Here is a 26,095-nt window from a genome sequence, read left to right as displayed (position 1 = left end):
GGCCGAATACTGCCGCGCAGACGGCACGGGAGCCAACCTGCCGCCGATGAGTACTGTGCGCTGTCATGGGTGATGAAACTGCCGGCGCCCCACAGGCTCACCAGCACGACGAGAGCAGGCTCTACTTCCGCCAGCTGCTGTCGGGACAGGACTTCGCCACCAGCGACCCGATTGCCCGTCAGATGGTCAACTTCTCGTATCTGATCGGCGACCGCGAGACCCGCGAGGCAGTCGTGGTGGACCCGGCATATGCCGTCGACGACCTGCTCGACATCCTGGCTGCAGACGAGATGAACCTGTCGGGGGTGCTGGCCACGCACTTTCACGCCGACCACGTGGGCGGCAACATGATGGGCTACAGCATTGAGGGCGTCGCCCAGCTGCTCGAGCGCCAGGGCACCAAGATCCACGTGCAGGCGCCCGAGGCCGAGCTGGTGCTCAAGACCACCGGCATCTCCGTGAGCGACATGGAGCTGCATGCCCCCGGCGATGTCGTGTCGGTGGGCGACATCGACATCGAGCTGCTGCACACACCGGGGCACACGCCGGGCAGCCAGTGCTTCCTGGTGGAGGGGGCGCTGGTTGCGGGTGACACGCTCTTTCTGGACGGCTGCGGCCGCATGGATCTGCCCGGCAGCGATCCCGCGGCGATGTACCGCTCGCTGCATGACACGCTCGCCAAGGTGCCCGACTCGACGGTGCTGTTTCCCGGTCACCGGTACTCGTTCGAGCCCTACGCCACCATGGGCCAGACGCGCCAGATGAACTACGTCTTCAAGCCGAGCAGCGAACAGCAGTGGCTGATGATGTTCGGGCAAGGCTGAGGCACGCCGCAGTGCTGCCGCCGGTTGTCGAAGCGTCCGAGATCACGGGTCGCGACGAGATCGTCCTGTGCGACGTGCGCTGGTACCTGGACGGACGGTCAGGCCATGCGGCGTATCTCGCCGGGCACATCCCCGGGGCCATATGGGTCGATCTGGATGCCCACCTGTCCGCTCACGGTGCTCCCGAGCTGGGCAGGCACCCGCTGCCCACGGCTGAGAGCTTCGCTGCGTCGCTGGGGAGCCTCGGCATCGGTCCCGATGACCCGGTGGTGGCCTACGACGACTTGGGCGGCACCGCGGCCGGCCGGATGGTGTGGATGCTGCGAGTGCTCGGACACGATGCGGCGTTGCTGGATGGCGGCTTGGGAGCGTGGACCGGCAACTCGGAAACTGCGCCGAATGAGCGCACCGCAGCTCACTGCCCGGTGCGGGCCTGGCCCGCAAGTGCGTTCGTCGACATCGACGGAGCGGCGGGCGCGGGCGCCAGCGGGGAAGTGGTGCTCATCGACGCACGCGGCGGCGATCGTTATCGCGGCGAGACCGAACCGGTCGATCCTCGACCCGGGCACATTCCCGGAGCGGTCAACGTGCCGATGACCGACAACCTCGGCCCCGACGGCCGCTTTGCCGACGCTGCGACGCTGCGCTCCCGCTACCAGGCCGAAGGTGTGACGGGGGCTGGTGGCAGCAACAACGCCGTCGTGTACTGCGGCTCAGGCGTCAGCGCCTGCATGGACGCGCTGGCCATGGAGCGGGCCGGGCTGGGCCGACCTGGGCTGTATGTCGGCTCGTGGTCGCAGTGGAGCCACACCGACCGCCCCGCCGAAACCGCCTAGGTCGGCGAGCCAGGCGGCGGACCTGCTGAAGCGAAGCGCGTGCCGGGCGGATCGACCGCCCACGGCGGGACCTGTTCCCAGCGGTCCTCGTAGACCACCTCGTTCAGAGGCCGCCTCCGCACCGGTCCGTGCCGCCCAGCGGGCCGACCCAACGGGATGGTCGCATGAATCGCCACGCCGTCCGGAATGCCGAGCAGCGTGCGCAGCTCGTCCTCGACCTCACGATGCCATCCGGTGATCACACCGCCATAGCCGAGCGCCCGGGCCGCCAGCAACAGGTTCTGCACCGCCGGATACACCGAACCCCCCTCGGTGGGTGTGGGCCGGCGGTACCGCACCAGGCACGCCAGGATCACCACCGGCGTCTCCTCGAAATGGTCGACGAAGTGCTGCATGGTGCGGGCCATGCGTGCCTTGGGCGAATCGTCGTCGGCGCCGGAGCCCTGCGTGTAGCCGTCGCCTGAACGCTTCGAGTTCCAGCCATTGCGAAAGCACTCGCCGAGCAGCGCCTTGGCTCGCTGCGCAGTCGGACCGTCGCGCAGCACGACGAAGCGGAACATCTGCCGGTTGGAGCCGCTGGGCGCCCGGCCGGCGTGCCACAGGATCGTCGCCAGGTCCTCATCGGGGATCGGGTCGGGCAGGTAACGCCGGATGGCCCGCGTAGTCGCCAGGCCCTCGAGCAATCCAATCGACTCGGTCTCGGTTTCGAATTCGGCCTCACTCATCGTCTGATCTGCCCCCCTCTGGCGAGCTCAGCGGTCGCCCTGTGTCTCATTGAGGAAATCCACCAGCTTGACGATGGCGTTCTCGGTGACCACGCCCGCGATGCGCCCGCCGCTGTCGATCACCGGGTACAGCTCGATATCGGCGTCAGCCATCGCTTCGGTGACCTCGCGCAGCGTCCACGACGGGCGTGCCGGGGTGATGTCGGTGGTCATCACCTCGCCGCACGTCACCGACATCCAGTCGTTTCGGTCCACGTCGCGGGTGTCGCTCAGCCGTATCACGCCTAGGAAATCCTGAGCCGGTCCGACCACGATGGCCTCGAGCTGCTTGCGGGGCAGCGCCACGCCCCACACGAAATCGGCGAGCGGGGCATCGGCGTTCACTGTCGGCACCTCGGTGGACATGGCGGAGTTGACCGGCATCTCAAGGCGTCGTTCCAGATGGCCCGTGCGACTGTCGCGCTGGTACTGCGAGACCGAGGCGTTGCCGATGAGCACCTGCGACACGGCCACTGCCACCAGCGCGGGCACGACGAACAGCGGCGCCCCGGTGGACTCGGCCACGAACATCACCGCTGCGAGCGGGGTGCGGTAGCCGGCGGCTAGGAACGCTGCCACGCCGATGAAGGGGAAGAACGCCAGCGACTCGGGTCCCAGCTCGATCCATCCGCCGACCAGGCGACCCACGATCAGGCCGAAGACGGCGAGCGGGATGAACACGCCGCCCACGCCGCCCCCCGCCAGCACGGTCGACGTCGCCACGATCCGGATCACGAGCAGGACGCCCAGCAACCACAGCGACGCCTCGGGGTTCAGCGCCCAGTCCGTCAGCTGTCCCTCAGCGGTCGGTCCCAGCGACAGGGGCGCGTCGAACAGCACCTCGCACAGCGCAGCGAGACCCACCAGAATCCCCCCGGCGCTCAGCGCGATCAGCCACCACGGACGGTCAGAGGCGTGAATCCGCTTGGCCAGGCTCAGCACGCGGCAGAACGCCGACGCCAGGAGCCCGCAGAGGGCGCCGACTACTGCGGCCCCCAGCAGTTCCTGGCGGCCGAACTGCACGCTTACCAGCTCGGTGCCGATCTCGAAGGGGCGATCGTCGAAGTCGGTGACCAGCACGTACACGACGTAGCTGGCGGCGCTGGAGAGCAGTGCGGGAAGCAAGGCCCGGCGACCGAGGTCGCTCTTGTAGGGGGCTTCGAGCGCGAACAGCACGCCGGTGGCGGGCGCTTGGAAGATGGCGCTGACACCTGCGGCGGCGCCTGCCACGAGCAGCGCGTAGCCCTCGCGGCCTCGGAACAGCCGGCGGACGACCCGCTGCATCGCATTCCCCGCCGTGGCGCCGGCATAGATGGACGGACCCTCGAGACCGACCGCGCCGCCGGAGCCCACCGTCACGATGCCTGCAAGCAGGCGCGTGGGCAGGTCCCGGAATCGCATCGGGTGGTTGCGGTCGTGGAAGGCGCGGATGTACTCCTCGGAGGTTGAGGGCGCGAGCCGCCGGCCGGCGTCGGCCCAGCGCAGCAGCAGCACGGCGCCCCACAGACCGAGTGCCGGCGCGATCATCCGTTGCCAGGGCGGCAGGTGCAGCACTCGCTCCAGCAGCACCTTCTCGCTGAGCTCGGCCACTGCGGCGACGATCAAACCAGTGACGACGCCCACGGCGACATATGTCGCGAAGCGAAGCAGCCGGTTTCTCATGCAGGTCGTTTCACTTCGGGCGATTAGGAGGTGCGGAGAGGGTGGGATTCGAACCCACGAACCACCTTGCGGCAGTTACTTCCTTAGCAGGGAAGCGCCTTCAACCGGACTCGGCCACCTCTCCATTGCAACCAGCCGACAATGGCCGGTGCGCCGACTCAAGATAGCCCCACCTGAGCACGGACCGCGATGCCCCGAGCTGCCGGTGCTGGTGGGACCTGCCGGTAGGTTGGCCGGCGGAGGGGTGGCAGAGTGGACGATTGCGACGGTCTTGAAAACCGTTGAGGCGCAAGCCTCCGGGGGTTCGAATCCCCCTCCCTCCGCCAAGTCGCTCAGGCCAAAGGAGCCGATGCAATGAAGAGGACGCCAGTCAACCCGTGGCCGTGGTCACTGAACTTCGGCTTCAACCAGGCCGAGATCATCGAGGGAGCGAGCAGGCAACTGGTCTGTTCAGGTCAGACATCGGTCGATGCCGAAGGCAAGCCGCAGCACGCCGGGGACATGCGAAGCCAGATGGCGCTGGCGCTCGACAATCTCGAAGCCGTCGTGAACGCCGCTGACATGGATCTCACCAACATCACGCGTCTCACCGTCTACGTCACCGACATGGATGAGGCGCTGAAGCACTTCGGCGCGTTCGGCGAACGGTTCGGACCGCTGGGCGCAACCCCTCCCATGACGTTGATCGGGGCCACCCAGCTCGCCTTCCCCGGACTCATGATCGAGATCGAGGCCATCGCCGCCGACTGAGACACCCGACCCAAGGCCGCCTTCACCGCGGCGATTCGGGCCTCGCCGGCAAGCTGTTACCCGGCTGAGGCGAGTTCAGTGGTTTCGGTAGATGTCGCGGCGGTGGCCGATCCGGACGACTTGGATCACGAGCCGGTCATCGATGACGTCGTACACGATCCGGTAGTCACCTACCCGCACCCGGTACGCAGACGCTTCACCAGCAAGCTTCACGCAGCCAGGCGGACGTGGTTCGTCCGCCAGCAGGTCGATCGCTGCCCGAATCCGGAGTTGATCCGCGCGTTCAAGCCCGGCGATCGTCTTGACCGCCCGGCGGGAGATCTCGACCGTGTACTGGCTCACTGATGTGCCGGCTCACTCGAGCCCGAGGGCAGCCTTGACCTCTTCCCACGGCACGTAGTCATTCTCGGCTCGGGCCGCGTCGAGCTCACGGCGGTCTTCGGCCTCATCGGCCCGATCGACGAGTTGGTCGAACGCGTCGGCGCCCAGAATCACTGCAACACGACGGCCGCGCCTCGTCACCGAAATCGGTTCGCCGGACCGGCTGGTCTCGGTGATCACGTCGGCCAGGCGATTCCGTGCGTCGCTGAACGCGATCTCAGTCATGTACAAATTGTACATATACAGCACTGGCGGATCCGCCCGAGGGTCGCTCTGCGACGTTTCTGGACCAGGCAGCTGGCCTTCGCGTGTGTGTCATACCGGCGAGAGTTGCGAACCCGCCGCAGCCCGAGCTTGAGCGATGAGCTCCTTGGCGATGATGAGTTGCTGGATTTCGCTGGTGCCATCGAAGATCCGAAATGCACGGATCTCCCGGTAGAGCCGTTCAACAATCGTTCCTCGGGTAACACCGAGTCCTCCGAATATCTGCACAGCGTCGTCAATCACCTGCTGGGCACCCTCGGTGGCAAACAGCTTGGCGGCCGACGCCGCCTGAGTGAGCGGTGCATCCGTGTGGTCGTGTCGCCAGGCTGCACGCCAGACAAGCGATGAAGCGGCGTCAACAGTGGTGGCCATATTGGCGAGCTTCGCCTGAATGAGTTGGTGGTCGCAGATGGGTCGCCCCGATGCAGTTCGCGTCAGACTGCGTCGTGTTGCTTCTTCAAGCGCGCGTCGGGCGAATCCGACCGCTGCTGCGCCAACCGTCGGCCGGAATCTGCTGAGCGCCGCCATCGCGAGAGAGAAGCCCTCGCCGGGCTCACCGATGCGATTGCGGGCCGGGACGCCGCAATCGGTGAAACGCAGTGTTCCCACAGTGTGGGGCGACATCACCTCCAGGCGCTCCTCAAGAACAATGCCCGGAGCTTGGCCGTCGACGACGAACGCCGACAGGGCTCGCGGGCCTTCGGCGGGCTCCCGGGCAAAGAGCACATATGCATCCGCGACACCAGCGTTGGACGTCCAGGTCTTCGTTCCGTTGATGAGGTACGTCGCGCCACGACGCTTGGCAGTGGTAGTCATGGCTGCGACGTCAGATCCGGCACCTGGTTCGGACAGCGCGAACGCGGCGAGGCAATGCCCGGAGCGCAGATCGTCAAGGAACTCGCGTGCCGGGCCTTGCGATTCCCGCTGGAGGGGCAGGCTCGCAAGCCACGGCTCAGAGAAGGACACGTCGGCCATAGCACTGCTGTAGGCGAGCAGCTCTCGGATGAGACAGGCATTGATGAGCCCTGACCGGTTCGGATGCTCGGCCAGCTCGGCCGCGGCAAACCAACCGTCGGCGGCGAGCCGGGCATACAGCGTCCGAGCCGGCTCGCCGGTTCCTGCGATGGCTTCGATGTGCGGTTCGGCGTGCGTGGTGACCCACGCCGTGAGATCCGCCGCGAGGTCGCGATGAGCATTCGTGAACCAGGGCGAGCTCAACCAGTCCTCCGGCAGGCCTGCCGGCACTACTGGACCTCTTCGAGGCTGACGGCGACTGTGGTCGTGCGCGAGCGGTATTCCTCGAGCACGACACCGGCCGCCTGACGGTGGTTGGTTTCGCACCACTCCAGCAGGTCGGCGTAAGCGCTTGCGAAAGGGGTGTTTCTCTCGTGGGACACGAGCGCAAAGTCACCCCCGGGCAACTCTTCGATCGGGATCGAATGGGGCCACGGTGGGTCGACATCGGCATAGACAGCCACCTCGACGGGGTCCGACTCCAGGTCGAGCGGAAACATCGCTCCATACCATTCCGGATTCGCTGCTCCAGCCGTTCGGAGTTGGGCTCTCAGGCGCACGATCAAGCGCCGCACGTCTTTGGCGGCGGAAGCAACGGACACATGACCTCGCAACCTCGCGACGACCGCGGGGGGCCGTGTCTCGATCGTCACCCGGCCGCGGGTGCGCCGCCGGGAGGTCGCGAGCAGTTCATCGAGCCGGGAAATCGCGCGTTCGCGATCCTCCATTTCGGAGATCAGCCGATTGCGATGCGCCTTGAGCGCGACGGACAAATCGCCACCACCAGTGACGACGGCAATGTCTGCTGGCGGCATGCCGAGCTGGCGCAGGTCGCTTATCAGCACAGCCGTATCCAGCTGATCCGATTCGTAGTAGCGATAGCCACTCGACGCATCCACGCGAGCGGGTAGCAACACTCCGATCTCGTGGTAGTAGCGCAGCGTCGAGACAGGCAGGCGAGACCAGCGCGCAAACTCGCCGATGGAGAGCTCGCGGTCGTCTGGTTGCTTCACGACATCCAGACTGACATTGACAGTCGACTTGCGTACCACTCCGAGATCATCGACCCTCCAGCTGCTTGAGAGTCAAGGCAGGTTGCCGCGACGACCTCGTGTCAAGCGAGAGGAGCGGTGGCTGATTCGACTGCGGGGACGAGGGCTTCGTCGGTGAGCAGCTGATCGGCTGCGGCGAGTTCGGGGGACAGCCAGCGGTCGGGGCCTGGGCCGGGCACTGCGCTGCGCAGCAGGTTGAGCGCGGCTGCGGTGCCTGCCGCGGGCTGCAGGGGCGCTCGCAGCTCGATGCCGCGGGCGGCGGTCACCCATTCGATCGCGAGAATGCGGCGCAGGTTGGCGACGGCGCGGCGCAGCTTGCGGGCCGCACCCCAGCCCATCGACACGTGGTCCTCCTGCATGGCGGAAGTGGGCAGCGAGTCGACCGCTGCCGGCGAGGCCAGGCGACGATTCTCTGCGCACAGAGCTGCCGCGGTGTACTGGCCGATCATCAGACCGCTGTCCACGCCTGGGTCATCAGCCAGAAACGGGGGCAGGCCGTGGGAACGCTTGGCATCGAGCAGCCGGTCGATGCGTCGCTCCGAGATGGCGCCGACCTCGGCCGCGGCGATGGCGAGATAGTCGGCTGCCAGCGCGACCGGTGCTCCGTGAAAGTTGCCGCACGACTCGACCCGGCCGTCGCCCAGCACCATCGGATTGTCGATCGCCGACGCCAGCTCCCGATCTGTCACCTCGGCGGCGAAGTCGAAGGTGTCGCGAGCCGCGCCGTGCACCTGGGGGGTGCACCGGATGGAGTAGGCGTCCTGCACACGGTCGTCGTCGTGGCGGTGGCTGGCCACGATGGGCGAGCCCGCCAGCACCGTGCGAAGGTTGGCGGCGCTGGCCTGCTGGCCGGGATGGGGTCGCAACGCCAGCAGGTCGGCGGCGAAGGCCCGATCGGTGGCCAGCAACGCCTCCACGCTGCAGGCGGCCACGATGTCGGCGACGCGCAGCAGCCCGGCCAGATCGTGGACGGCCAAGCACAGCATTCCCAGGATCCCGTCGGTGCCATTGGTGAGGGCCAGACCCTCCTTCTCGGCCAGTACCAAGGGCTCGATGCCCGCCGCCGCAAGCGCCGCGGCCCCGCTGATCGTGCCCCCGTCACCGGTCAGGGCCTCGCCTTCGCCCATCAGCACCAGCGCAGCGTGGGCCAGCGGGGCAAGATCGCCGCTGGCGCCGAGCGAGCCGTGCTCGGGCACCACGGGCACGACACCGGCGTTGATCAGACGCACCAGCGTCTCGGCCACCTGCGGTCTCGCTCCCGAGGCTCCGAAGGCGAGCGTGCGTGCTCGCAGGAACATCATGGCCCGCACGACTTCGGCCTCGACTGGCGGGCCCATTCCGGCGGCGTGGGAGCGGATCAGCGACTGCTGCAAGGCGACCCGGCGCTCGACGGGAATCGTGGTGTTGGCCAGGGCGCCGAAGCCGGTGGAGATTCCGTAGGCCGGCTCGCCCTCGGCCAGGGTCTCGACGATGCTGCGGGCCGCGGCCATCCGGTCGAGGGCGTCGGCGCTCAGGTGCACATGGGATCCGTGGCGGGCAACCGCGACGACATCGGAAACGGCGACGCCAGGACCGTCCAGTTCCACGGCTAGGTCACCTCTGCAAGGCCGGACGACAGCGCGGACGAAGTGGCCATGGCCGCTTGGGTCACGGCGTCGGCTGCCGTCTGCAGGCGGGTGCCGGTGAGCCGATCCGCCGGACCCAGCACGGACAACGCCGCGATCGGGCCCGCCAGGCCACCGATCGGCGCGCACACTGCGGTGACGTCGGGCTCGATGGCGCCGGTGTTGAAGATGGGAGCGGGACGCGCGCCGGGCTCGAGCGGCGCTGCCAGCAGTGCCTCGCCCACCGCGGTGCCCTCGATGGGCACCGAACGGCCCACCCAGCCGACATGGCGGATGGCCCGGCGGCCTTCGACCGTGGCGATGTAGACAGCGGCGTCGCCGTCGCGCACGGCCAGGTATGCGGACTCCTCGGTGACCTCGACGATCCGCTCGAGCTCGGGCTGGGCTGCGGCCCTCAGCCGTGCGTAGGGGCCGGACTGCAACGATGCCAAGGCGGTGCGCACGAAGGCCGGGCCCACCGAGTACGAGCCGGAACTGCCCTTGACGAGGTAGCCGCGGCCGGTCAGCACCCGCAGATGGCGCAGGGCCGTGCTGGCCGGCATGTCTGTCTGGGCGGCGGCTGCCGTCAGGCTGAGTTCGCCGCTGGTCACCACGGCATCCAGCAGCGCCAGTACCCGTTCTGCCGAGCGCGACCTGTGCAGGGGAGTAGCAGCGTCTATTTCAGTCTCTGAAACCTCTTGCTGCATATTGACAGCATAGGCGGCCGCTCACTAACGTGTGGCACACCGCACATCTCGCAGTTCGAGGTCGTTTATGGCTTCCAGCACGCAGCACTCCGCCGACGCCCCGCCCGGCGGGGTGAGAGCCCCCACCGGCACTTCGCTGACCTGCCGGAGCTGGCCCCAGGAAGCGGCGTTCCGGATGCTGCAGAACAACCTCGATCCCGACGTGGCCGAACGTCCCGAAGAGCTCGTCGTGTACGGGGGGACCGGCCGTGCGGCCCGCTCGTGGCCTGCGTTTCACGCCATGATCCGGGCGCTGACCGACCTGGCCGATGACGAGACCCTGCTGGTGCAGTCAGGCAAGCCGGTGGGCGTGGTCCAAACGCACGAATGGGCGCCAAGGGTGCTCATCGCCAACTCCAACCTGGTGCCCGACTGGGGCAACTGGGACGAGTTCCGCCGCCTCGAGCATCTCGGACTCACCATGTTCGGCCAGATGACGGCCGGGTCGTGGATCTACATCGGTACCCAGGGGATCCTGCAGGGCACCTACGAATGCTTCGGGGCCATCGCCCGCAAGCGCTTCGGCGGGTCGCTGGCCGGAACGCTCACCGTCACCTCCGGCCTGGGCGGGATGGGCGGCGCACAGCCGCTGGCCATCACCATGAACGAGGGGGTTGCCCTGTGCATCGAGGTCGACCCCGAACGGGTCGCTCGACGCGTGGAGACCCGCTATCTCGACGTGGTCGCCGACGACTACGCCGATGCGCTTCGCCGCTGCGAGGAGGCCGTGCGGGCGCGCCGCCCGCTGTCGGTGGGGCTGGTCGGCAACGCGGCCGACCTGATGCCGCGCCTGCTGGCCGACAGCGTCGCTGCTGACATCGTCACCGACCAGACCTCCGCGCACGATCCGCTCACCTACGTGCCCAACGACCTGTCGCCCGAGGCGTCAGAGGAGATGCGCCGCAACCAGCCCGACGAGCTCATCCGCCGCTCCCGTGCGGCCATGGCCACCCACGTGGAAGCCATGGTGGGCTTCCTCGACGCCGGCTCGGAGGTGTTCGACTACGGCAACAGCCTGCGAGCCGAAGCTGAGCTGGGCGGCTACAACCGGGCGTTCGACTATCCGGGCTTCCTGCCCGCCTACATCCGGCCCCTGTTCTGCGAGGGCAAGGGACCGTTCCGCTGGGTGGCGCTGTCGGGCGACCCCGCCGACATCGCCGCCACCGACCGGGCCGTGCTCGAAGAGTTCCCCGACGACGAGCCGCTCAAGCGATGGATCACGCTGGCCGGCGAGCGAGTGGCCTTCCAGGGCCTGCCGGCTCGGATCTGCTGGCTCGGCTACGGGGAGCGTCACCGGCTGGGCCTGCGGTTCAACGAGCTGGTCGCCTCAGGCGAGATCAAGGCGCCCATCGTCATCGGGCGCGACCATCTCGACTCGGGCTCGGTGGCCTCGCCCTACCGCGAGACCGAGGACATGGCAGACGGCAGCGACGCGATTGCCGACTGGCCCCTGCTGAACGCGATGGTCAACACGTCGTCGGGAGCGTCGTGGGTGAGCATTCATCACGGCGGCGGCGTGGGCATCGGTCGGTCGATCCATGCCGGCCAGGTGAGCGTGGCCGACGGGAGCGACCTGGCGGCGCAGAAGCTGGAACGGGTGCTGCTCAACGACCCGGGCACCGGGGTGATGCGCCATGCCGACGCTGGTTACGACCGTGCGTGGGAAGTTGCCGCCGAGCGCGGCGTGCAGATCCCGGCCGACCGGCCGGCCGCGCAATGAGCGTCAGGCGACACGCATGACCGTCCGGGAGATCCTGCAGATCGGCCATCCGTCGCTGCGGCAACCGGCTGCGGCCGTGCCGCCTGCGGACATTGCCGGTGCACGCGTGCAGGGCATCGTCGATGATCTCATCGACACAATGCGCCACGCCAACGGGGCGGGCCTGGCGGCGAACCAGATCGGCGAGACGGACCGGATCGTCGTCATCGAGGTGAATGACAACCCCCGCTACCCCTATAAGCCGCGCATTCCATTGACCGTGGCCGTCAATCCTGAGCTCGAGGTGCTCGGCGACGAGACCGTGGTGATCAACGAGGGCTGCCTGTCGGTGCCGTTGCGCGGCGACGTGGTCCGCTCGGTCCATCTCGGGGTGCGCTACCTCGACCGGGATGGCAACGAGCACTGCATCACCGCACGAGGCCTGACGGCAGGGACGTGGCAGCACGAGTGCGATCACCTCGACGGGGTGCTGATCACCGACCGGGCCGACCCCTCCACGCTGTGCACGTGGGAGCAGTTCGAACAGCACCACCGTGACGCCTTCATCGAGCGCATCACCCGCTTCAACGAGCGCGTGCTCGCATGACCGCTCACTACTGGTGCGAGCTGGCCTGGCTCGGCGGTCCCCGGGCTGACGAAGGCGTGGTGATCGCCGTCGACGACGACCGCATCACCGCAGTCTGTGCCGGTGTGCCAGTCCGGCCCGAGGGGGCCGTGCCTCTGGCGGGCCTGACCCTGCCGGCGATGGCCAATGCGCACAGCCACGCCTTCCACCGGGCCCTGCGGGGCCGTACTCACGCAGGCCGGGGCAGTTTCTGGAGCTGGCGCGACCTGATGTACCGGGTGGCGAACCGCCTCGACCCCGACTCGTATCGCAGGCTGGCCCGGGCGGTGTTCGCGGAGATGGCATTGGCAGGCATCGGCACCGTCGGCGAGTTTCACTATGTCCACCACCGTCCCGACGGCACTGCGTACGACGATCCCAATGCGATGGGCACAGCGGTGGTGGAGGCGGCTCGCGACGCCGGCATCCGCCTGACCCTGCTCGACACGCTGTACCTGCGCGGCGGGCTGGACGCCGCGTCGGACGACGGCTACGAGCCGCTGCAACCGGCTCAGGCCCGCTTCAGCGACGGCAGTGCCGACCGATGGGCTCATCGGGTCGAGCGGCTGGCCTCGACCGTGTCGGGGCCGATGACCCGGGTCGGCGCGGCGGTGCACTCGGTGAGGGCGGTCGATCCGCCGTCCATCAAGGTGGCCACCGATTGGGCCCGCGAGCGCGGCGCTCCGCTGCACTTCCACGCTTCCGAGCAGCCCGCAGAGAACGAGCAGTGCGTCGCCGTGCACGGCATGTCACCGGTCGAGGTGATCGCCCAGGCCGGAGGCTTGGGTTCGGGCACGACCTTGGTGCACGCCACCCATGCCAACGAGCGCGACCAAGCGCTGATCGGCGAGGCCGGTGCGCTCTGCTGCCTGTGCCCGTCGACCGAGCGGGACCTCGCCGACGGCACTGGACCCAGCGTCGGCCTGGCCCGCCACGGTGTCGGACTGTGCCTGGGCTCAGACTCCCACGCCGCTATCGACCTCTTCGAAGAGGCCCGCACGGTCGAGCTCGACCAGCGGGCGGCTTCCGGTGTCCGCGGCGTGTTCAGCACCGAATCGCTGGCAGAGATGGCCACCTCCGCCGGCTGCCGGTCGCTCGGGTGGCCGGAGGGCGGGCGGCTCGAGGCCGGTGCGCTGGCCGACTTCGCCACGGTGGCATTCGACTCGGTGCGGATGGCCGGGACCGATGCCGGCACTGCGCTGGATGCGACGGTTTTCGCGGCCACCAGTGCTGATGTGCAGCACCTGGTCGTCGGCGGCAGAACGGTCGTGCGTGACGGGCGCCACACGACCGTTGACGTTGCGGCCGAGCTGGCCGCAGCCATCGCGGAGGTCACTGCGCCATGACCTTGGTCATCGACAACATCGCCGAGCTGGTCACCAACGATCCTGAGCTCGGCGACGGCCCGCTCGGCATCGTGACCGATGCATCGCTGGTCATCGACGGCGACACTGTGGTGGCGGTGGGCCCGTCTGGGGCCGTCGCCGATGAGCGTCTCGACGCCGGCGGCCGCTGCGTGCTGCCCGGCTTCGTCGACTCCCACTCTCACCTGGTGTTCGCCGGCGACCGGGCCGAGGAATTCACCCGGCGGATGGCGGGCGAGCCCTACGACGGCGGCGGCATCCGGGTCACCACCGAGGCCACGCGCAGCGCGGGCCGGGACGCGCTGGCGGCTTCGCTCGATCAGCGGCTGGCCGAGGTGCACCGGGCAGGCACCACCACGGTGGAGATCAAGACCGGTTACGGCCTGTCGCTGGACTCCGAGATCGAGCTGGCCTCGCTGGCCGCGGACGCCACGCCCGAGGCCACGTTCTTGGGCGCCCACCTGCTGCCTCACGAGTACGCGAGACGCGCCGACGACTACATCGACCTGGTCTGCGGGCCGATGCTGGAGGCGGTCAAGGACCGCGTGCGCTGGATCGACGTGTTCTGCGAGACCGGTGCCTTCAACGTCGAGCAGTCCCGGGCAGTGCTCGAAGCTGGACGTGCCGCCGGGCTAGGTCTGCGCGTGCATGGCAACCAGCTCGGCCACGGGCCGGGCGTGCAGCTCGCCGTCGAGATGGGCTGCTCGTCGGTCGACCACTGCACCTACCTCTCCGATGACGACATCGAGGCCTTGGCCGGCAGCGACACCGTGGCCACGTTCCTGCCGGCCACCGACTTCTCCACCCGCCAGCCGTACCCCGATGCCCGACGGGCGATTGACGCCGGGGTCACGGTGGCGATGGCCTCGAACTGCAACCCCGGTTCCAGCTACACGACGTCCATCTCGTTCTGCATTGCGATGGCAGTGCGCGACATGGGCATGACGATCGACGAAGCCGTCGCCGCAGTGACGGTCGGCGGAGCAGTCGCGCTGGGCCGGACTGACGTTGGGCGGCTCACCAACGGCAGTCCGGCTCACGTGACCATCCTGGACGCGCCCAGCCGCTACCACCTCGCCTACCGGCCCGGCGTCCCCTTGATCTGGCGGACACTGGGGGCTGACTACAGGCTCCCGCCCGCCGACAACCAATCGTGATCCCAAGATGACTGAACAGAAAGAACAACAGCCATGACCAACACCATTCCCAATCCGACCGGACACAACCAGTGGTACCCCTTCGCCAACCGGCCCCTGCCGCCAGAGGTGGAGGGCCAGGCGGTCAACCCGGCCGCCATCCCGGTGTTCGACGCCGTGCCGTTGCCGGCCCACGCCCGGTTCGTGGTGGTCGGCGCAGGCGTGCACGGGCTGTCGAGCGCCTACCACCTGGCCATGTACCTCGAGCGCACCGGCAAGGGCTCGGGCAGCGACGTGGTGCTGATCGACAAGCAGGGTCCGGGGGCGGGCGCCACCGGGCTGGCGTGCGGCTGCGTCCGCAACATGTACATGACCGGTCCCCTGCACGCGATCCTGCGGGCCAGCGTGGAGGTCTGGGAGTCGGACCCGGTGAACTTCGGCTTCCAGCAGGTCGGCTACGTGTCCGTCGGCGAGGCCAACCAGACCGACGACTACCTCAAGCTGCAGGCGTCCCAAGCGGCCAGCGGGTACCCCTCCGACGTCTACACCGGTGCAGAGGCTCGCGCCTTCCTCACCAACCTGTGGCCCGACTTCAAGACCGAGAACTGCGATGTGGTGCTGCACGAGCATCGCTCCGGCTACGCCGGCACCCACCTGGCGGTGTGGGGCTTGGACCAGAAGTGCCGCCAGTGGGGCGTGCAGCGGGTGTACGGCGCCACGGTGACCGGCTATGAGTTCGACAACTCAGGCTCGGTGACCGCGGTCGAGACCACTCAGGGGTCGATTGCCTGCGAGCAGGTCGTCGTGGGTGCGGGGGCGTGGACGCCCACGCACTGGGAATGGCTGGGCGGCCCCAGCCACCTCGACGTGGTCTATCCCGACGGTCATGTCGAAAAGCAGATGGACATGTGGACCTACTGGCGGCTGCTGGAGGGCGAGGTTCTGCTGCCCCCCGGCGTCGACTTCCGCACCGCCCAGCACCGCGACTCGCCGGTGCTGCACGTGGAGCTCATGAATACGCCCGTGTACTCACCCGACGGCCGGTTCTTGAAGGACCACTTCTACACCTACACGCGCTATGCGGCGGAGCGGGTGGGCGCACCCGGGCTGCAGGGCGGGACGATCCCGATCAAGATCGGTCCGCGGGCTGCAGTGGAGCCCTACGGCCACCTGAACGACGAGTACCAGGCGGAGGAGTGGTTCGCCGACTACTACTGCGCAACCCTCGGCATGCTGTTCAAGCGCCTGGAAGATCTGCGGCCGTACTTCAAGGAGCGCCGCAACGGCGGCATCGGTGCGTTCACCCCCGACAACGTGCCGGTGTTCGACTACGTGGCCGACAACGCCTGGGTGATCGCCGACTCCAACCACGGCTTCAAGATGATCGGGGTGGGCAAGCTCACCGCCGAGATGATGGTGCACGGCGACAAGCCCGACGAGCTCAAGCCGTTCACCCTCGACCGCTACCGCACCGGCGGCACCTTCGGCGACCGCAACTCCAACTGCCCCTGGGTGTAACCCGCCGCGGCTCCGCGCTGCGTGTGTTGATGCCGCATCAATCAGATACGACGAGTGCGATGTCGTCACGCTCGCATTCGGGGTAAGGACGCGTCTTTCAGTCCCAGATCTGATCGGCGTCGAAGGCAAGATCGATCGCGACGATGTCGCCGCCCGGCGCGAATCCAGTCGCGCCGTCAGGCGCATCTAAAGAAACATACATAGATGTTTGGAACATATAACTAAACGACATATGCCCTCGCCGAAATTGTCTCATCTCAGCCCAAAGGAGACGCAGAAGTGAGAACCACAAGACATGTCGGCACAATGTTGCGCTTGTCGGCCGTGCTACTCGGCGCAGCCGTCCTCGCCACAGCCATCGCCAGTCCCGTAGGTGCCGAACCCAAGATCGACCAGCCCGAACAGGAGCAGCAGGCACCTGAGCAGGAATAAGAGGCGCCCCAATCAGAGCAGGAAGCATCTGAACCAGAGCAGCAGGCACCTGAGCAGGAACAAGCGGTGCCCCAGTCAGAGCAACGGGCACCTCGACGGGTCACCAAGGCTGTATGTGGCACTCACGAGCACTACTCGACAACGAGTGGGATGACTCCGGCATCGCAAGGTTGCAACTCCGCATGGGATCCGGCGCCAGCTCCGACCCCGACGCCAACCGTCGTCCAAGGTGTCATCATGGTCGGCGGCGCTGTCGCAGTCGGATGGGCTGCCGGCCCAAAACTCGGTCTAGCCGCCGGGGGCGCATACGGACTCACTGTATTCATGCAACAGAACGACTAATCAGATGCAGCCCACAGGCAACGCGATACGCCAGTGGGACCGCGCCCGCTGGTCCCGAGCACGGCTCACTAGCTCCGACGTTCGCCAGTTCGTCCGGGTCTTGGGCTACTTCGCGGTATTCGCGGCGTTCTTCGGCTACCTCCAAATGGGAGAGCCGGACGGCGGCGCGTTTGTCTTCGTGAGCGCTCTCCTGCTTGGGGCACTCCTGGTCGTCGAGCAGGTCGCGAAATGGGCCTCAGCAGCTCATACCCGCGCCACCTCTGACGACTCATGAACCGCACCCGCTGACTCGCCCGCGTTCATCGCGGCCGCGATAACCCCGTGCGTCAACGGCGGGTTCCTATGGTGATGACTGGCCACCAATCGTGGTTTGGTGCATCGAGAAATCGCCAGTCGGTCAATCGCAGGCGAGTTCGGCGTAGCGGGCTTCGTACTGGCTCGGGTCGGCGTCGATGAAGGGTGGCGCCTCGCCGGTGTCGACCAGAGCGCACAGTTGGTCCAGGCAGATGTGGTAGCCCGCTGCCACGAGGTGCACGGCTGGGCTCTTGGTTCCGAGATCGATGTTCAGCTTGAGCTGTGTGCCGGCGGGTGATGGCTCGAGGTCATAGGTGAGCAGCTCGTCGTCCCATTCCCATGCGAAGGTGCTGGGTGGGTGCCAGGTGACGATGCGTCCGGTGAGCACCGTGTCCTCGATGCCGTACTTGGCGACGATGTCGTCCCAGAATGGGGCGGCGACCTCGGCTCCTGCTTCCCGAGGCCCGACGATGTCGCACGGCATCCAGTGCCGGAGTTGGTCGCTCTCGGTGAGCGCCTGCCACACCCGCTCTGGCGGGCGCGCCAGCTTGCGTTCGAAGCGCAGGCTCGTGTCCCCGTTGCCGTGACGGACGATGTCGCCAAGTGGTTGGGAGGTCTGCTTCATCTGTCAGTCCAGTTCATCGAGGCGAGCTGGCGGCTGCTCGTTGCGGCGGGCAACCATGCGGACAAGTCCCAGCGTTCGCCCTGCATCGACGGCGAGCATGTCCGCCTCGTCGGCGGGCTTGTTGAGCCGTTCGGACCACATCAGGTCTGACTGCATCCAGTGCCTCCACCCGTCCGGTGCGAGGTCCGCGAGCTCGACGGTCACCATCCCGCTGCGTTCCCAGTGACGCTTCCACCACGCTGGGCTGTGGAAGCTGAAGAATGCGGGCTCCCAGTAGCGCCGGAGATGCGCCGGCGGCCCGGTTGGGGTCAGCTCGTCGACCAGGCCGGGAACCACGATGCCGAGCTGACCGCCGAGCGTGACCAGCCCGCCCAGATGACTCTCCAGATAGAGGTCGTCGGTGCCGAAGTAGTGATAGGCGTCGATGCTCACCATGGCGTCGAAGAACCCCTCGGCAAAGGGCAGTGCATGTGCTTCGGCACCGATGGGAAACACCCGGTCCTCGACGCCGGCGGCGCAGATCCGGCGGTAGTTCTCGCTGGCGTCGATCCATAGGTCGGTCGCCCACACCTGCACGCCGAACTCCTTGGCGAGAAAGATCGAGCTCAGTGCCCGGCCACAGCCCAAGTCGAGGACGCGCATTCCCGGGCTGAACTCCATGGTTGCAGTCAGCGACTCCGTGAGCCACAGCGCATTGGGGCCCATCATGTTGTCGAGGACCCAATCGGGGTCGTACTCGGCCGAACGAGGGAACTCAGCCGGCCGGTCGGCGTCGGGGCGCATCAGCGGCGGTCAACTGATGAGGCGGCGCAGCGACTTCAGCCAGTCGTCCGACGAGGTCCAGGCCTCCTCGCTGACGCGCTCACGGCCTGACGAGTTGCCGTTCGCCGCAGGGAACGAGCCCAGGAACTTGACGTCGCGCTGCTTCATCTTGAGCGCCCGCAGGCAATCGGCGACCACTTCGTCGGAGATGTGACCCTCGAAGTCGAGCAGAAAACAGTATTCGCCGAGCCCTCGCCGGGTCGGTCGCGACTCCAGCCGGGACAGGTCGAGACGGCGCGCCTCGAACTCCATGAGGATTCCCAGCAGGCTGCCCGGCTCGTTCTGCTGCTGGAACACCACGATGCTGGTCTTGTCGTTGCCGCTGGCCGGCGGCACCTGGTTCTTGGCCAGCAGCAAGAAGCGGGTCTGGTTCTCGCGATGGTCCTCGATGCCGGCCACGACGGTCTCCAGCCCGTAGATCTCTGCCGCCGTGGGGCTGGCGATCGCCGCCACGCCGGCGAGCCGTTCTTCGCCGATGCGCCGCGCCGCGAGGGCGGTCGAGGTGGCTGCCTCGATCTCGGCATCGGGCAGTTGGGTGTGCAGGAACGCACGGCACTGGGCGATCGCGACCGGGAACGACAGCACAGTGTGAATGGCCGACAAATCCTCGGCGCTGGCGGTGCCCGGCAGCGCCATCAGATCGAGCTGGACGTTCACCACCACTTCGCGCTGGATGAGGAAATCGAAGTCGAACGCCAGCGCGTCCTGCGTGACGTTGACCGCACCCTCGATGGCGTTCTCCACCGGCACGAAGCCGTAGTCGACCGTCCCGTCGTCGAGCGCCGAGAGCACCTCGGGCACCGAGATGAGCGGGACGGGGGTGCACTGCGACAAGTCGGGCTGGGTCGCCAGCGCAGCCTCGGTAAAGGTGCCGTGCGGGCCCATGTACCCGATGCGGGTCGACGGCGACAGGGCAGGGGTGCCCTGGGGTGCAGCGGCAGCAGTCATCGGGGCAGGATACGCACCGTGCCGCGGGCACCGAACCCTGGGCCGCGGCGGGTAGAACGGCAGGCGATGGACGCAGAACAGCTCGCCGGGTTGCTGGCGGAAGTGCGCGACGGGACGCTGAGCGCCGATGAGGCGATGGCAAGGCTGCGCCGGCTGCCGTATGCGGACATCGCCGGTGCCCGCATCGATCATCACCGCACGCTGCGCACCGGCCATCCCGAGGCCGTGTACGGGCCTGGCAAGTCGCCCAGCCAGTGCGCCCGCATCGTGGCCGAGATGCTGAGCGGCGGCTCGGGCCCGGTGCTGCTGACCAGGGCGAGCACCGACCAGGTCGCAGCAGCACTGGCCGCATGTCCCGGCGGTGTGGTGCATCGCCCAGCCGATCGGGAGCCCGAGGGGGCCGACGATGCAGCCAAGCCCTCGGCCGACTTGGCGACGGTGGTGTGGCGCGCCGCCGCCGCCCGTGCGGAGCGAGTGGTGGTGGCCGCTGCAGGAACCTCGGACGGACCGGTGGCAGCCGAAGCGGCGGCGGTGCTCGGCGCCTTCGGCATCGATGCCGGAATGGTGACCGACATCGGCCTTGCGGGACTGCACCGCTTCCTGGCCGAGATCGACACGTTGGCAGCGGCCGAGGTGGTCATCGTGGTGGCGGGCATGGAGGGAGCACTCGCCACTGCCGTCGCAGGCGTCGTGCCCGCACCTGTCATCGCTGTGCCGACCAGTGCCGGTTACGGCGCAGCGCTTGACGGCGTGACGGCACTGCTGGCCATGCACGCGTCGTGTGCCGCCGGCATCACTGTGGTGGGCATCGACAATGGCTTCGGCGCAGCGATGGCGGCCATGCGGATCCTGGACCTGGCGGCAACTCAGCGAGACAGGGCGGGATGATGCACGACAGCCACGGAGCCGTCGCGCCCGTCGTCGAGCCGCGTCCCGCACGAGCCGAGACGACTGCGCCCGCGGGACGTGAACCGTCGGGCAACACGGTGGCCTGGTTCGACCCGGTGTCGGGCATCGCCGGTGACATGGCGCTCGGAGCGTTGCTGGATGCGGGAGCAGATCTCGACTTTGTTACCGCCCAGATCGACACGCTCGGGCTCGACGGCTGGAAGCTGGGCGTCGAGCGGGTGACCAGAAACGAGATTGCTGCCACTCACGCCGTCGTGGATGCGCCTGAGGGCCATCATCACCGACGCTGGCGGGACATACGGGAACTGCTCGCTGTGTCGCCGCTGCATGAACGCGTGCGGAAGCGTGCGATGGACGTCTTCGAGGCGCTGGCAGTCGCCGAAGGCCTGGTTCACGGGGTTCCGGCCGACGAGGTGCACTTCCACGAGGTCGGTGCACTCGACGCGATCGTCGACATCGTGGGGGTGTGCGCCGCGCTCGAGTCGCTCGGCGTCGACGCAGTGTGCTGCGGACCGGTCGCCGTGGGCAAGGGCACCGTCAATGCCGCCCACGGCGTGCTGCCGAACCCGCCGCCCGCCGTGGTGAACCTGCTCGCCGACCGACCGATCGTCGGCGTGGACATCGACATGGAACTCACCACGCCGACGGGGGCCGCGATCGTTGCGGCCTTGGCCGGTCACTTCGGAGCGGCGCCGGCCATGACCATCGCCAGTTCCGGTTTCGGCGCCGGCACCCGTGAGCTGCCCGGCCGCCCCAACGTCACCGGCGTGCTGATCGGCACCGTTGCGGGGAACGAGCAGGCGACCTCGTTGGCCGCTGACATGGCGGCCGTGGAGGGCGCCAGCAGCACGACCGAGCTGGTGGAGCTGGCGACGAATCTGGACGATGTCTCCGGCGAGGTGCTGGGACATGCCATCGACGCGCTGCTCGGTGCCGGCGCGCTGGATGCGTGGGCCGTCCCGATCGTGATGAAGAAGGGCCGCCCTGCGTACACGCTCACGGCCCTGTGCCGGCCCGAAGATGTGACCCGCCTGGCCGACCTGGCGGCACAGCTCACCGGCACGCTGGGACTGCGGGCGCGCACCGTCGTGCGCACGGCACTCGAACGGCACACCTCGACGGTCGATGTCGACGGGCACACCGTCCGGATCAAGCACGGCCCGCACCGCAGCAAGCCCGAGTGGGACGATGTCGTAGCTGCCGCCGAATCCCTCAACCGCCCCCCAGCCGATATCGCCCGCGAAGCTGGCTCGTAGACTGTTCGGACGCTGACGGACCTCGGGTCCGATCACGCGGCAGCCAGCGCTTGTAGCTCAATTGGACAGAGCATCTGACTACGGATCAGAAGGTTCGGGGTTCGAATCCCTGCAAGCGCGCTGAGGCATCCTGAGCGGTGGGAGCACGATGACGCAGCGCAGGATCGCAATCATCGGTGGCGGCATGTCGGGGCTGGGCGCAGCGTGGGCGCTGGCGCAGCATCCTGACCGGTTCGACTTCCGGCTGTTCGAGGCCAACGATCGCCTCGGCGGCAATGCGTTCACCGCCGACATGCCCCAGGACGACGGCACATCGATCCCCTTCGACATCTCGGTCACGGCGCTCATTCCGTCGGTATATGACCACGTCCTGCTGCTGCTGGAGCGCTTCGGCATCGAGCTGTTCGACACCAAGTTCAACTACAGCGTGAAATACCAGGGCCGCAGGTACGCCCACGACTTCGACTCCGACATCAAGGACCAGCTGCAGGACGAGATCGAGCGATTCCAGCGCCTGCTGCGCCGCCTGCACTCCTTCGGCCGCCTCACCCGGGCACGGTCGAAGCTCCTGAACGCGCTGAACCCCTTCAACTACGTCAGCATGAAGACCGTGCTGAACCTCGGCGGGTTCTCCGCCGACTTCAGGTACAAGATTCTCAAGCCGATGTTCGTCAACTTCCTGATGGCGACCAACGTGTTCGACATGCCCGCCGCGCTGTTCGCGCGCTATCTCGAGTTCTTCGACATCGAATCGGCGACGCCCATGCAGACTTGGGATCAGGGCACGCGGCGCATCTACGAGCACCTGTCAGCGGATTTCCGGGACAAGATCCATCTGAGCCGGCCGGTCAGCAAGGTGTACCGCGGGGCATCGGACGTGGTGGTGGAGGACGCAGACGGGGTCCGCGAGACGTTCGACGAGGTGATCTTCGCCGCCAACGCCAACCAGACCCTGATGATGCTGGACAAGCCCACGGCGCTGGAGCGCTACGTGCTCTCGTCGGTCCGCTACGAGAGCGAGCTGCACAACCACACGCTGGTGCATTCCGACTCGTCGGTCCTGCCCGACGACGAGGTGGCATGCCTGCGAACGCGCACCAATCACGTTGAGCAGTACGGCGCCAGGCCGGACAACTACGAGATCACCTACATCATGCACAACCAGCAGCCCTGGGCTTACGGTTCCGACAAGCCCTGCCTGGTGACCTACAACCCGATCTCGCCGATCGACGACACCAAGGTCATCAAGCGCTGGTGGTTCCAGCACGTCGTTCACGACGTGCGTCATGTGGCACTGCTCGTGCCGCTGTTCCGTTTCATCCAGGGCAAGCGCCGCAGCTGGTACTGCGGGGCGCACACGCTGGTGAACAGCCAGGAGACCTGCTTCGTGACCGGACTCGCCGCCGCCACCCAGATCGGTGCGGACTACCCGTTCGACGACGCCAACGCCCGCGAGGTCTTCAACTACTACGGCGGCATCCTGCACGGCGCCCGCTTTCGCAAGATCACTCCCTAACGACTCGAGCCAACAGGCACAGATGTCACAGCGGGCGCACCTACTCCCGCGGCTCCTCAGTCGCAGTTCGAACCGAATCCCTTGCGCCGGGGGTCGTCTCGATATAGCGTTCGATTAGAGATCGTCATATCGACGGCATTGGCCGAACGGGTATGAGCGGCTGGACATGAGCACAGGCACCGCGGCTGCGACGGCACATGTGGACCGGTTCGTCCTCGAACGCCTGCCGCCTGCAGAGCACTGGCCGCAGATCAGGCTGGACGAGTCGCGGTACTGCTACCCGACCCGGCTGAATGCTGCCGCCGTCCTGCTGGACGGGGCGATCGAGCGGGGCTGGGGACAGCGCCCCTGCATGGGGCTCGGTGACGACGTGTGGTCCTACGCCGAGGTGGCCGACTGCGCCAACCGGATCGCCGCGGTGCTCGTCGAGGACTACGGCGTCGCTGCAGGCAACCGCGTCCTGCTCCGGGGTGTCAATGCTCCCTGGATGGTGGCTGCCTGGTTTGCCGTGCTGAAAGCCGGCGCCGTGGCGGTCACGACGATGCCGCTGCTGCGGGCCGCCGAGCTTGCGAAGGTGATCTCGAAGTGCGAGCCGGCGGTCTCGCTGTGCGAAGCGGGAATGGAGGCCGAGCTGCGCCGAGCGGCCAGCGGCCCAGTCGCCATCTGGGGCCCGAACGGTGATCTCAACACCGCGGCTGCAGCCAAGTCCGGCAAGTTCGCTGCCGTGGACACCGCCGCGACCGATCCTGCCCTGCTGGCGTCCACCTCGGGCACTACCGGCGACCCCAAGGTCGCTGTGCACTTCCACCGCGACCTGCTGGTGATCGCCGACGCGTTCGAGCCGATCCTGCGCGCAGGCCCCGACGATGTGTTCGTCGGGAGTCCGCCGCTGGCGTTCACGTTCGGCTTGGGCGGGGAGGTCGTCTTCCCGATGCGCGCAGGAGCGTGCACCTGGTTCTGTGACGAGCCAGGTCCCGCCGCACTGGCGGAGCTCATCGTCAAACGACGGGCCACCGTGTGCTTCAGCTCGCCCACGGCGTACCGGGCCATGGTGGCGCTCGATCCCCGACCGGACCTGTCCTCGCTGCGATGCGGCGTGTCGGCCGGCGAGTGGCTGCCGCAGTCGACATTCGAGCTCGTCGAGCGCGAGCTCGGCCTGAGGCTGACCGACGGGATCGGCGCAACCGAGCTGCTGCACATCTTCATCTCAGCGGCCGGCGCCGAGATCCGGCCGGGTTCGACCGGCAAGCCCCTCCCGGGGTGGGAAGCGGCGATCTTCGACGCCGACGGCACTCCCGTCCCAGACGGCGAAGCAGGGCTGCTTGCCGTGCGCGGGCCGATCGGCTGCCGCTATCTCGACGACGACCGCCAGACCGCCTATGTGCGCAACGGCTGGAACTTCACCGGCGATGTCTATGTCCGCGATGCCGATGGCTACTTCTGGTACCAGGCCCGCGCCGACGACATGATCATCAGCGCCGGCTACAACATCGCCGCCCCCGAAGTCGAGGAAGCTTTGCTGAGCCACGAGGCGGTCGCCGAGGCGGGAGTCATCGGCACGCCTGACGCACATCGGGGGATGGTGGTCCATGCATTCGTCCACCTGCGCGACCCGTCGTCGGCTACCGACCCGCTGGCGTGCGAACTGCAGAACCACGTGAAGGCCTCGATTGCCCCCTACAAGTACCCTCGCCGGATCACGTTCTGTGCCGATCCGCTGCCCACGACGCCGACGGGCAAGCTCCAGCGGCGCGGGCTGACGGCGCTGGCCGGCGAGTAGCGGCGGGACGGGGCCCAGGACCCTATGACGAAGTTCCCAAGAGACCGCATTCTCGATACCTACGGGCTGTTCGCCCGTGACTACGGGGGCTGGGTCGCCGTCAGCGGCCTCATCGCATTGCTGCGTGAGCTCGATGTCGACGCGCAGGCCGTGCGATCCGCGGCTTCTCGCATGAAACGTTCCGGGCTGCTGGTGCCCGAACGGGTGGACGGCAAGGCCGGGTACGCCCTCAGCGCCGACGGGCGCGAGATCCTCGAAGCAGGCGACCGGCGCATCTTCGGCAACGGAGTGCGGCCCAGCCACGACCGGTGGCTGCTGGTGCTGTTCTCGATCCCCGAGCCAGAGCGCAGCAAGCGCTATCTGATCCGGTCGCAGCTGGCCCGTTTGGGCTTCGCGCCCGGTCCTGCTGCGTCGTGGATTGCCCCCGCCTCGCTGGCGGACGAGGCTCGCACGATGCTGCGGCGCCATGGGCTCGACGGCTACGTGTCGTTCTTCGAGGGCGACTTCCGCCCCCACGGCGACGAGCCCCACATCGCGACCGAGGCGTGGGACTTTGGGGTGATCAACAAGCTTTACAGCGAGTACCTGGCAACACAGCAGCCGATCTCAGAGGCCTGGGTCGCCGAGCCGGGTTCTGACCGCGACGCGTTCGTGGCCCACATGAACAACATCAGTGCCTGGCGGCCATTGCCCTATGCCGATCCCGGCCTGCCGCCCTCAGTCACACCCTCCGGCTGGCTCGCAGACGAAGCCCGCGAGACGTTCACCAAGCTGCACCGCCAACTCCGCCCCGCAGCCCACCGCTTCTACCTGGCGACGCTTGAAGCAGCCACCCGCCGTTAGGAAACCGAGCCGATAGGCACAGATGCTCTAGCGGCGGGGGCGGCAGCGGATTCTGCGACGTTGCGACCTGCCGGATCGCTGGTCGCAGA

Annotated in this window: 25 protein-coding genes and 3 tRNA genes; 16 read left to right on the top strand and 12 right to left on the bottom strand. The window is 67.7% G+C overall.

Annotated elements, in window-relative coordinates; genetic code table 11:
• The first annotated feature begins 65 nt into the window (after window positions 1-65).
• On the top strand, window positions 66-824 hold the full coding sequence (locus tag ACOGXE_RS08345; RefSeq protein ID WP_419930485.1) for an MBL fold metallo-hydrolase: 759 nt from the start codon (window positions 66-68) through the stop codon (window positions 822-824).
• A gap of 11 nt (window positions 825-835) precedes the next feature.
• Complete coding sequence (locus ACOGXE_RS08340) at window positions 836-1,660, top strand: sulfurtransferase (RefSeq protein WP_419930484.1); 825 nt, start codon at window positions 836-838, stop codon at window positions 1,658-1,660.
• On the opposite strand, the gene ACOGXE_RS08335 is transcribed toward ACOGXE_RS08340, so the two are convergent.
• The 3 genes from ACOGXE_RS08335 to ACOGXE_RS08325 all read right to left on the bottom strand — a co-directional run bounded on the left by ACOGXE_RS08335 (window position 1,657) and on the right by ACOGXE_RS08325 (window position 4,210).
• A complete protein-coding gene (locus ACOGXE_RS08335; protein ID WP_419930483.1) occupies window positions 1,657-2,385 on the bottom strand; it encodes a nitroreductase family protein in 729 nt (242 codons plus the stop codon). The two genes, ACOGXE_RS08340 and ACOGXE_RS08335, sit on opposite strands and share 4 nt — an antisense overlap.
• 27 nt (window positions 2,386-2,412) lie before the next feature.
• Entirely contained in the window at window positions 2,413-4,086 is a 1,674-nt protein-coding gene (locus ACOGXE_RS08330; protein ID WP_419930482.1) for a chloride channel protein, read from the bottom strand.
• Between the two features lie 33 nt (window positions 4,087-4,119).
• Window positions 4,120-4,210 (bottom strand) — tRNA-Ser (locus ACOGXE_RS08325).
• Window positions 4,211-4,324: 114 nt separating this feature from the next.
• On the opposite strand from ACOGXE_RS08325, the gene ACOGXE_RS08320 reads away from it, so the two are divergent.
• A tRNA-Ser gene (locus tag ACOGXE_RS08320) sits at window positions 4,325-4,412 on the top strand.
• 28 nt (window positions 4,413-4,440) lie between these two features.
• A complete protein-coding gene (locus tag ACOGXE_RS08315; protein WP_419930481.1) occupies window positions 4,441-4,836 on the top strand; it encodes a RidA family protein in 396 nt (131 codons plus the stop codon).
• A 75-nt stretch (window positions 4,837-4,911) separates the two neighbouring features.
• Here ACOGXE_RS08315 and ACOGXE_RS08310 read toward each other — a convergent pair whose 3' ends face one another.
• The 6 genes from ACOGXE_RS08310 to ACOGXE_RS08285 all read right to left on the bottom strand — a co-directional run bounded on the left by ACOGXE_RS08310 (window position 4,912) and on the right by ACOGXE_RS08285 (window position 9,858).
• Window positions 4,912-5,178, bottom strand: coding sequence for a type II toxin-antitoxin system RelE family toxin (locus ACOGXE_RS08310; RefSeq protein ID WP_419930480.1), 267 nt, complete (start codon window positions 5,176-5,178; stop codon window positions 4,912-4,914).
• Between the two features lie 12 nt (window positions 5,179-5,190).
• On the bottom strand, window positions 5,191-5,442 hold the full coding sequence (locus tag ACOGXE_RS08305; protein WP_419930479.1) for a type II toxin-antitoxin system Phd/YefM family antitoxin: 252 nt from the start codon (window positions 5,440-5,442) through the stop codon (window positions 5,191-5,193).
• Window positions 5,443-5,532: 90 nt separating this feature from the next.
• Window positions 5,533-6,699: an acyl-CoA dehydrogenase family protein gene (locus ACOGXE_RS08300; protein ID WP_419930478.1), complete on the bottom strand. Its 1,167-nt coding sequence runs from the start codon at window positions 6,697-6,699 to the stop codon at window positions 5,533-5,535.
• A 26-nt stretch (window positions 6,700-6,725) separates the two neighbouring features.
• Window positions 6,726-7,508, bottom strand: a complete 783-nt coding sequence (locus ACOGXE_RS08295) for a MerR family transcriptional regulator (protein ID WP_419930477.1) — start codon at window positions 7,506-7,508, stop codon at window positions 6,726-6,728.
• A 101-nt stretch (window positions 7,509-7,609) separates the two neighbouring features.
• Entirely contained in the window at window positions 7,610-9,133 is a 1,524-nt protein-coding gene (hutH, locus tag ACOGXE_RS08290) for a histidine ammonia-lyase (RefSeq protein ID WP_419930476.1), read from the bottom strand.
• A 2-nt stretch (window positions 9,134-9,135) separates the two neighbouring features.
• A complete protein-coding gene (locus ACOGXE_RS08285) occupies window positions 9,136-9,858 on the bottom strand; it encodes an IclR family transcriptional regulator (RefSeq protein WP_419930475.1) in 723 nt (240 codons plus the stop codon).
• A gap of 67 nt (window positions 9,859-9,925) precedes the next feature.
• On the opposite strand from ACOGXE_RS08285, the gene hutU reads away from it, so the two are divergent.
• The 6 genes from hutU (at window position 9,926) to ACOGXE_RS08255 (ending at window position 17,287) form a co-directional block, all read left to right on the top strand.
• Window positions 9,926-11,617 carry a urocanate hydratase gene (gene hutU, locus ACOGXE_RS08280; RefSeq protein WP_419930474.1) on the top strand — a complete coding sequence of 564 codons (1,692 nt, stop codon included), beginning with the start codon at window positions 9,926-9,928 and terminating at the stop codon, window positions 11,615-11,617.
• A gap of 16 nt (window positions 11,618-11,633) precedes the next feature.
• Window positions 11,634-12,203: a peptide deformylase gene (gene def, locus ACOGXE_RS08275; RefSeq protein ID WP_419930473.1), complete on the top strand. Its 570-nt coding sequence runs from the start codon at window positions 11,634-11,636 to the stop codon at window positions 12,201-12,203.
• Entirely contained in the window at window positions 12,200-13,567 is a 1,368-nt protein-coding gene (locus tag ACOGXE_RS08270; RefSeq protein ID WP_419930472.1) for a formimidoylglutamate deiminase, read from the top strand. Before def ends, ACOGXE_RS08270 begins: the two co-directional genes overlap by 4 nt.
• Complete coding sequence (gene hutI / locus ACOGXE_RS08265) at window positions 13,564-14,742, top strand: imidazolonepropionase (RefSeq protein WP_419930471.1); 1,179 nt, start codon at window positions 13,564-13,566, stop codon at window positions 14,740-14,742. Before ACOGXE_RS08270 ends, hutI begins: the two co-directional genes overlap by 4 nt.
• Window positions 14,743-14,775: 33 nt before the next feature.
• Window positions 14,776-16,239 (top strand): NAD(P)/FAD-dependent oxidoreductase, encoded by a 1,464-nt coding sequence (locus ACOGXE_RS08260; RefSeq protein WP_419930470.1) that lies wholly within the window; start codon window positions 14,776-14,778, stop codon window positions 16,237-16,239.
• Window positions 16,240-17,017: 778 nt separating this feature from the next.
• Entirely contained in the window at window positions 17,018-17,287 is a 270-nt protein-coding gene (locus ACOGXE_RS08255; RefSeq protein WP_419930469.1) for a hypothetical protein, read from the top strand.
• Between the two features lie 123 nt (window positions 17,288-17,410).
• On the opposite strand, the gene ACOGXE_RS08250 is transcribed toward ACOGXE_RS08255, so the two are convergent.
• From ACOGXE_RS08250 to pheA, 3 genes are read right to left on the bottom strand one after another with little or no spacing between them, the layout of a single operon-like run.
• A complete protein-coding gene (locus tag ACOGXE_RS08250; protein ID WP_419930468.1) occupies window positions 17,411-17,932 on the bottom strand; it encodes an SRPBCC domain-containing protein in 522 nt (173 codons plus the stop codon).
• Window positions 17,933-17,935: 3 nt separating this feature from the next.
• The gene (locus ACOGXE_RS08245) at window positions 17,936-18,715 is read right to left on the bottom strand and encodes an SAM-dependent methyltransferase (RefSeq protein ID WP_419930467.1); all 780 of its coding nucleotides are present in this window, start codon (window positions 18,713-18,715) and stop codon (window positions 17,936-17,938) included.
• Between the two features lie 9 nt (window positions 18,716-18,724).
• Window positions 18,725-19,702 carry a prephenate dehydratase gene (gene pheA / locus ACOGXE_RS08240; protein ID WP_419930466.1) on the bottom strand — a complete coding sequence of 326 codons (978 nt, stop codon included), beginning with the start codon at window positions 19,700-19,702 and terminating at the stop codon, window positions 18,725-18,727.
• A 66-nt stretch (window positions 19,703-19,768) separates the two neighbouring features.
• Between pheA and larB the strand changes: the two genes are divergently transcribed.
• The 6 genes from larB to ACOGXE_RS08210 all read left to right on the top strand — a co-directional run bounded on the left by larB (window position 19,769) and on the right by ACOGXE_RS08210 (window position 26,006).
• Entirely contained in the window at window positions 19,769-20,590 is an 822-nt protein-coding gene (gene larB / locus ACOGXE_RS08235) for a nickel pincer cofactor biosynthesis protein LarB (RefSeq protein WP_419930465.1), read from the top strand.
• The gene (gene larC, locus ACOGXE_RS08230; RefSeq protein WP_419930464.1) at window positions 20,590-21,867 is read left to right on the top strand and encodes a nickel pincer cofactor biosynthesis protein LarC; all 1,278 of its coding nucleotides are present in this window, start codon (window positions 20,590-20,592) and stop codon (window positions 21,865-21,867) included. The genes larB and larC overlap by 1 nt, the downstream gene beginning before the upstream one ends.
• Before the next feature lie 46 nt (window positions 21,868-21,913).
• A tRNA-Arg gene (locus ACOGXE_RS08225) sits at window positions 21,914-21,987 on the top strand.
• Between the two features lie 28 nt (window positions 21,988-22,015).
• Entirely contained in the window at window positions 22,016-23,383 is a 1,368-nt protein-coding gene (locus ACOGXE_RS08220; protein WP_419930463.1) for an FAD-dependent oxidoreductase, read from the top strand.
• A 166-nt stretch (window positions 23,384-23,549) separates the two neighbouring features.
• Complete coding sequence (locus ACOGXE_RS08215) at window positions 23,550-25,163, top strand: AMP-binding protein (protein WP_419933453.1); 1,614 nt, start codon at window positions 23,550-23,552, stop codon at window positions 25,161-25,163.
• Window positions 25,164-25,187: 24 nt separating this feature from the next.
• On the top strand, window positions 25,188-26,006 hold the full coding sequence (locus tag ACOGXE_RS08210) for a PaaX family transcriptional regulator C-terminal domain-containing protein (RefSeq protein ID WP_419933452.1): 819 nt from the start codon (window positions 25,188-25,190) through the stop codon (window positions 26,004-26,006).
• Window positions 26,007-26,095: the final 89 nt, after the last annotated feature.

The organism is Candidatus Poriferisodalis sp., from assembly GCF_965208555.1.
In the GTDB taxonomy this organism is placed as follows: Bacteria; Actinomycetota; Acidimicrobiia; order Acidimicrobiales; family Poriferisodalaceae; genus Poriferisodalis.
This window is presented reverse-complemented; position numbering and strand designations above follow the sequence as displayed.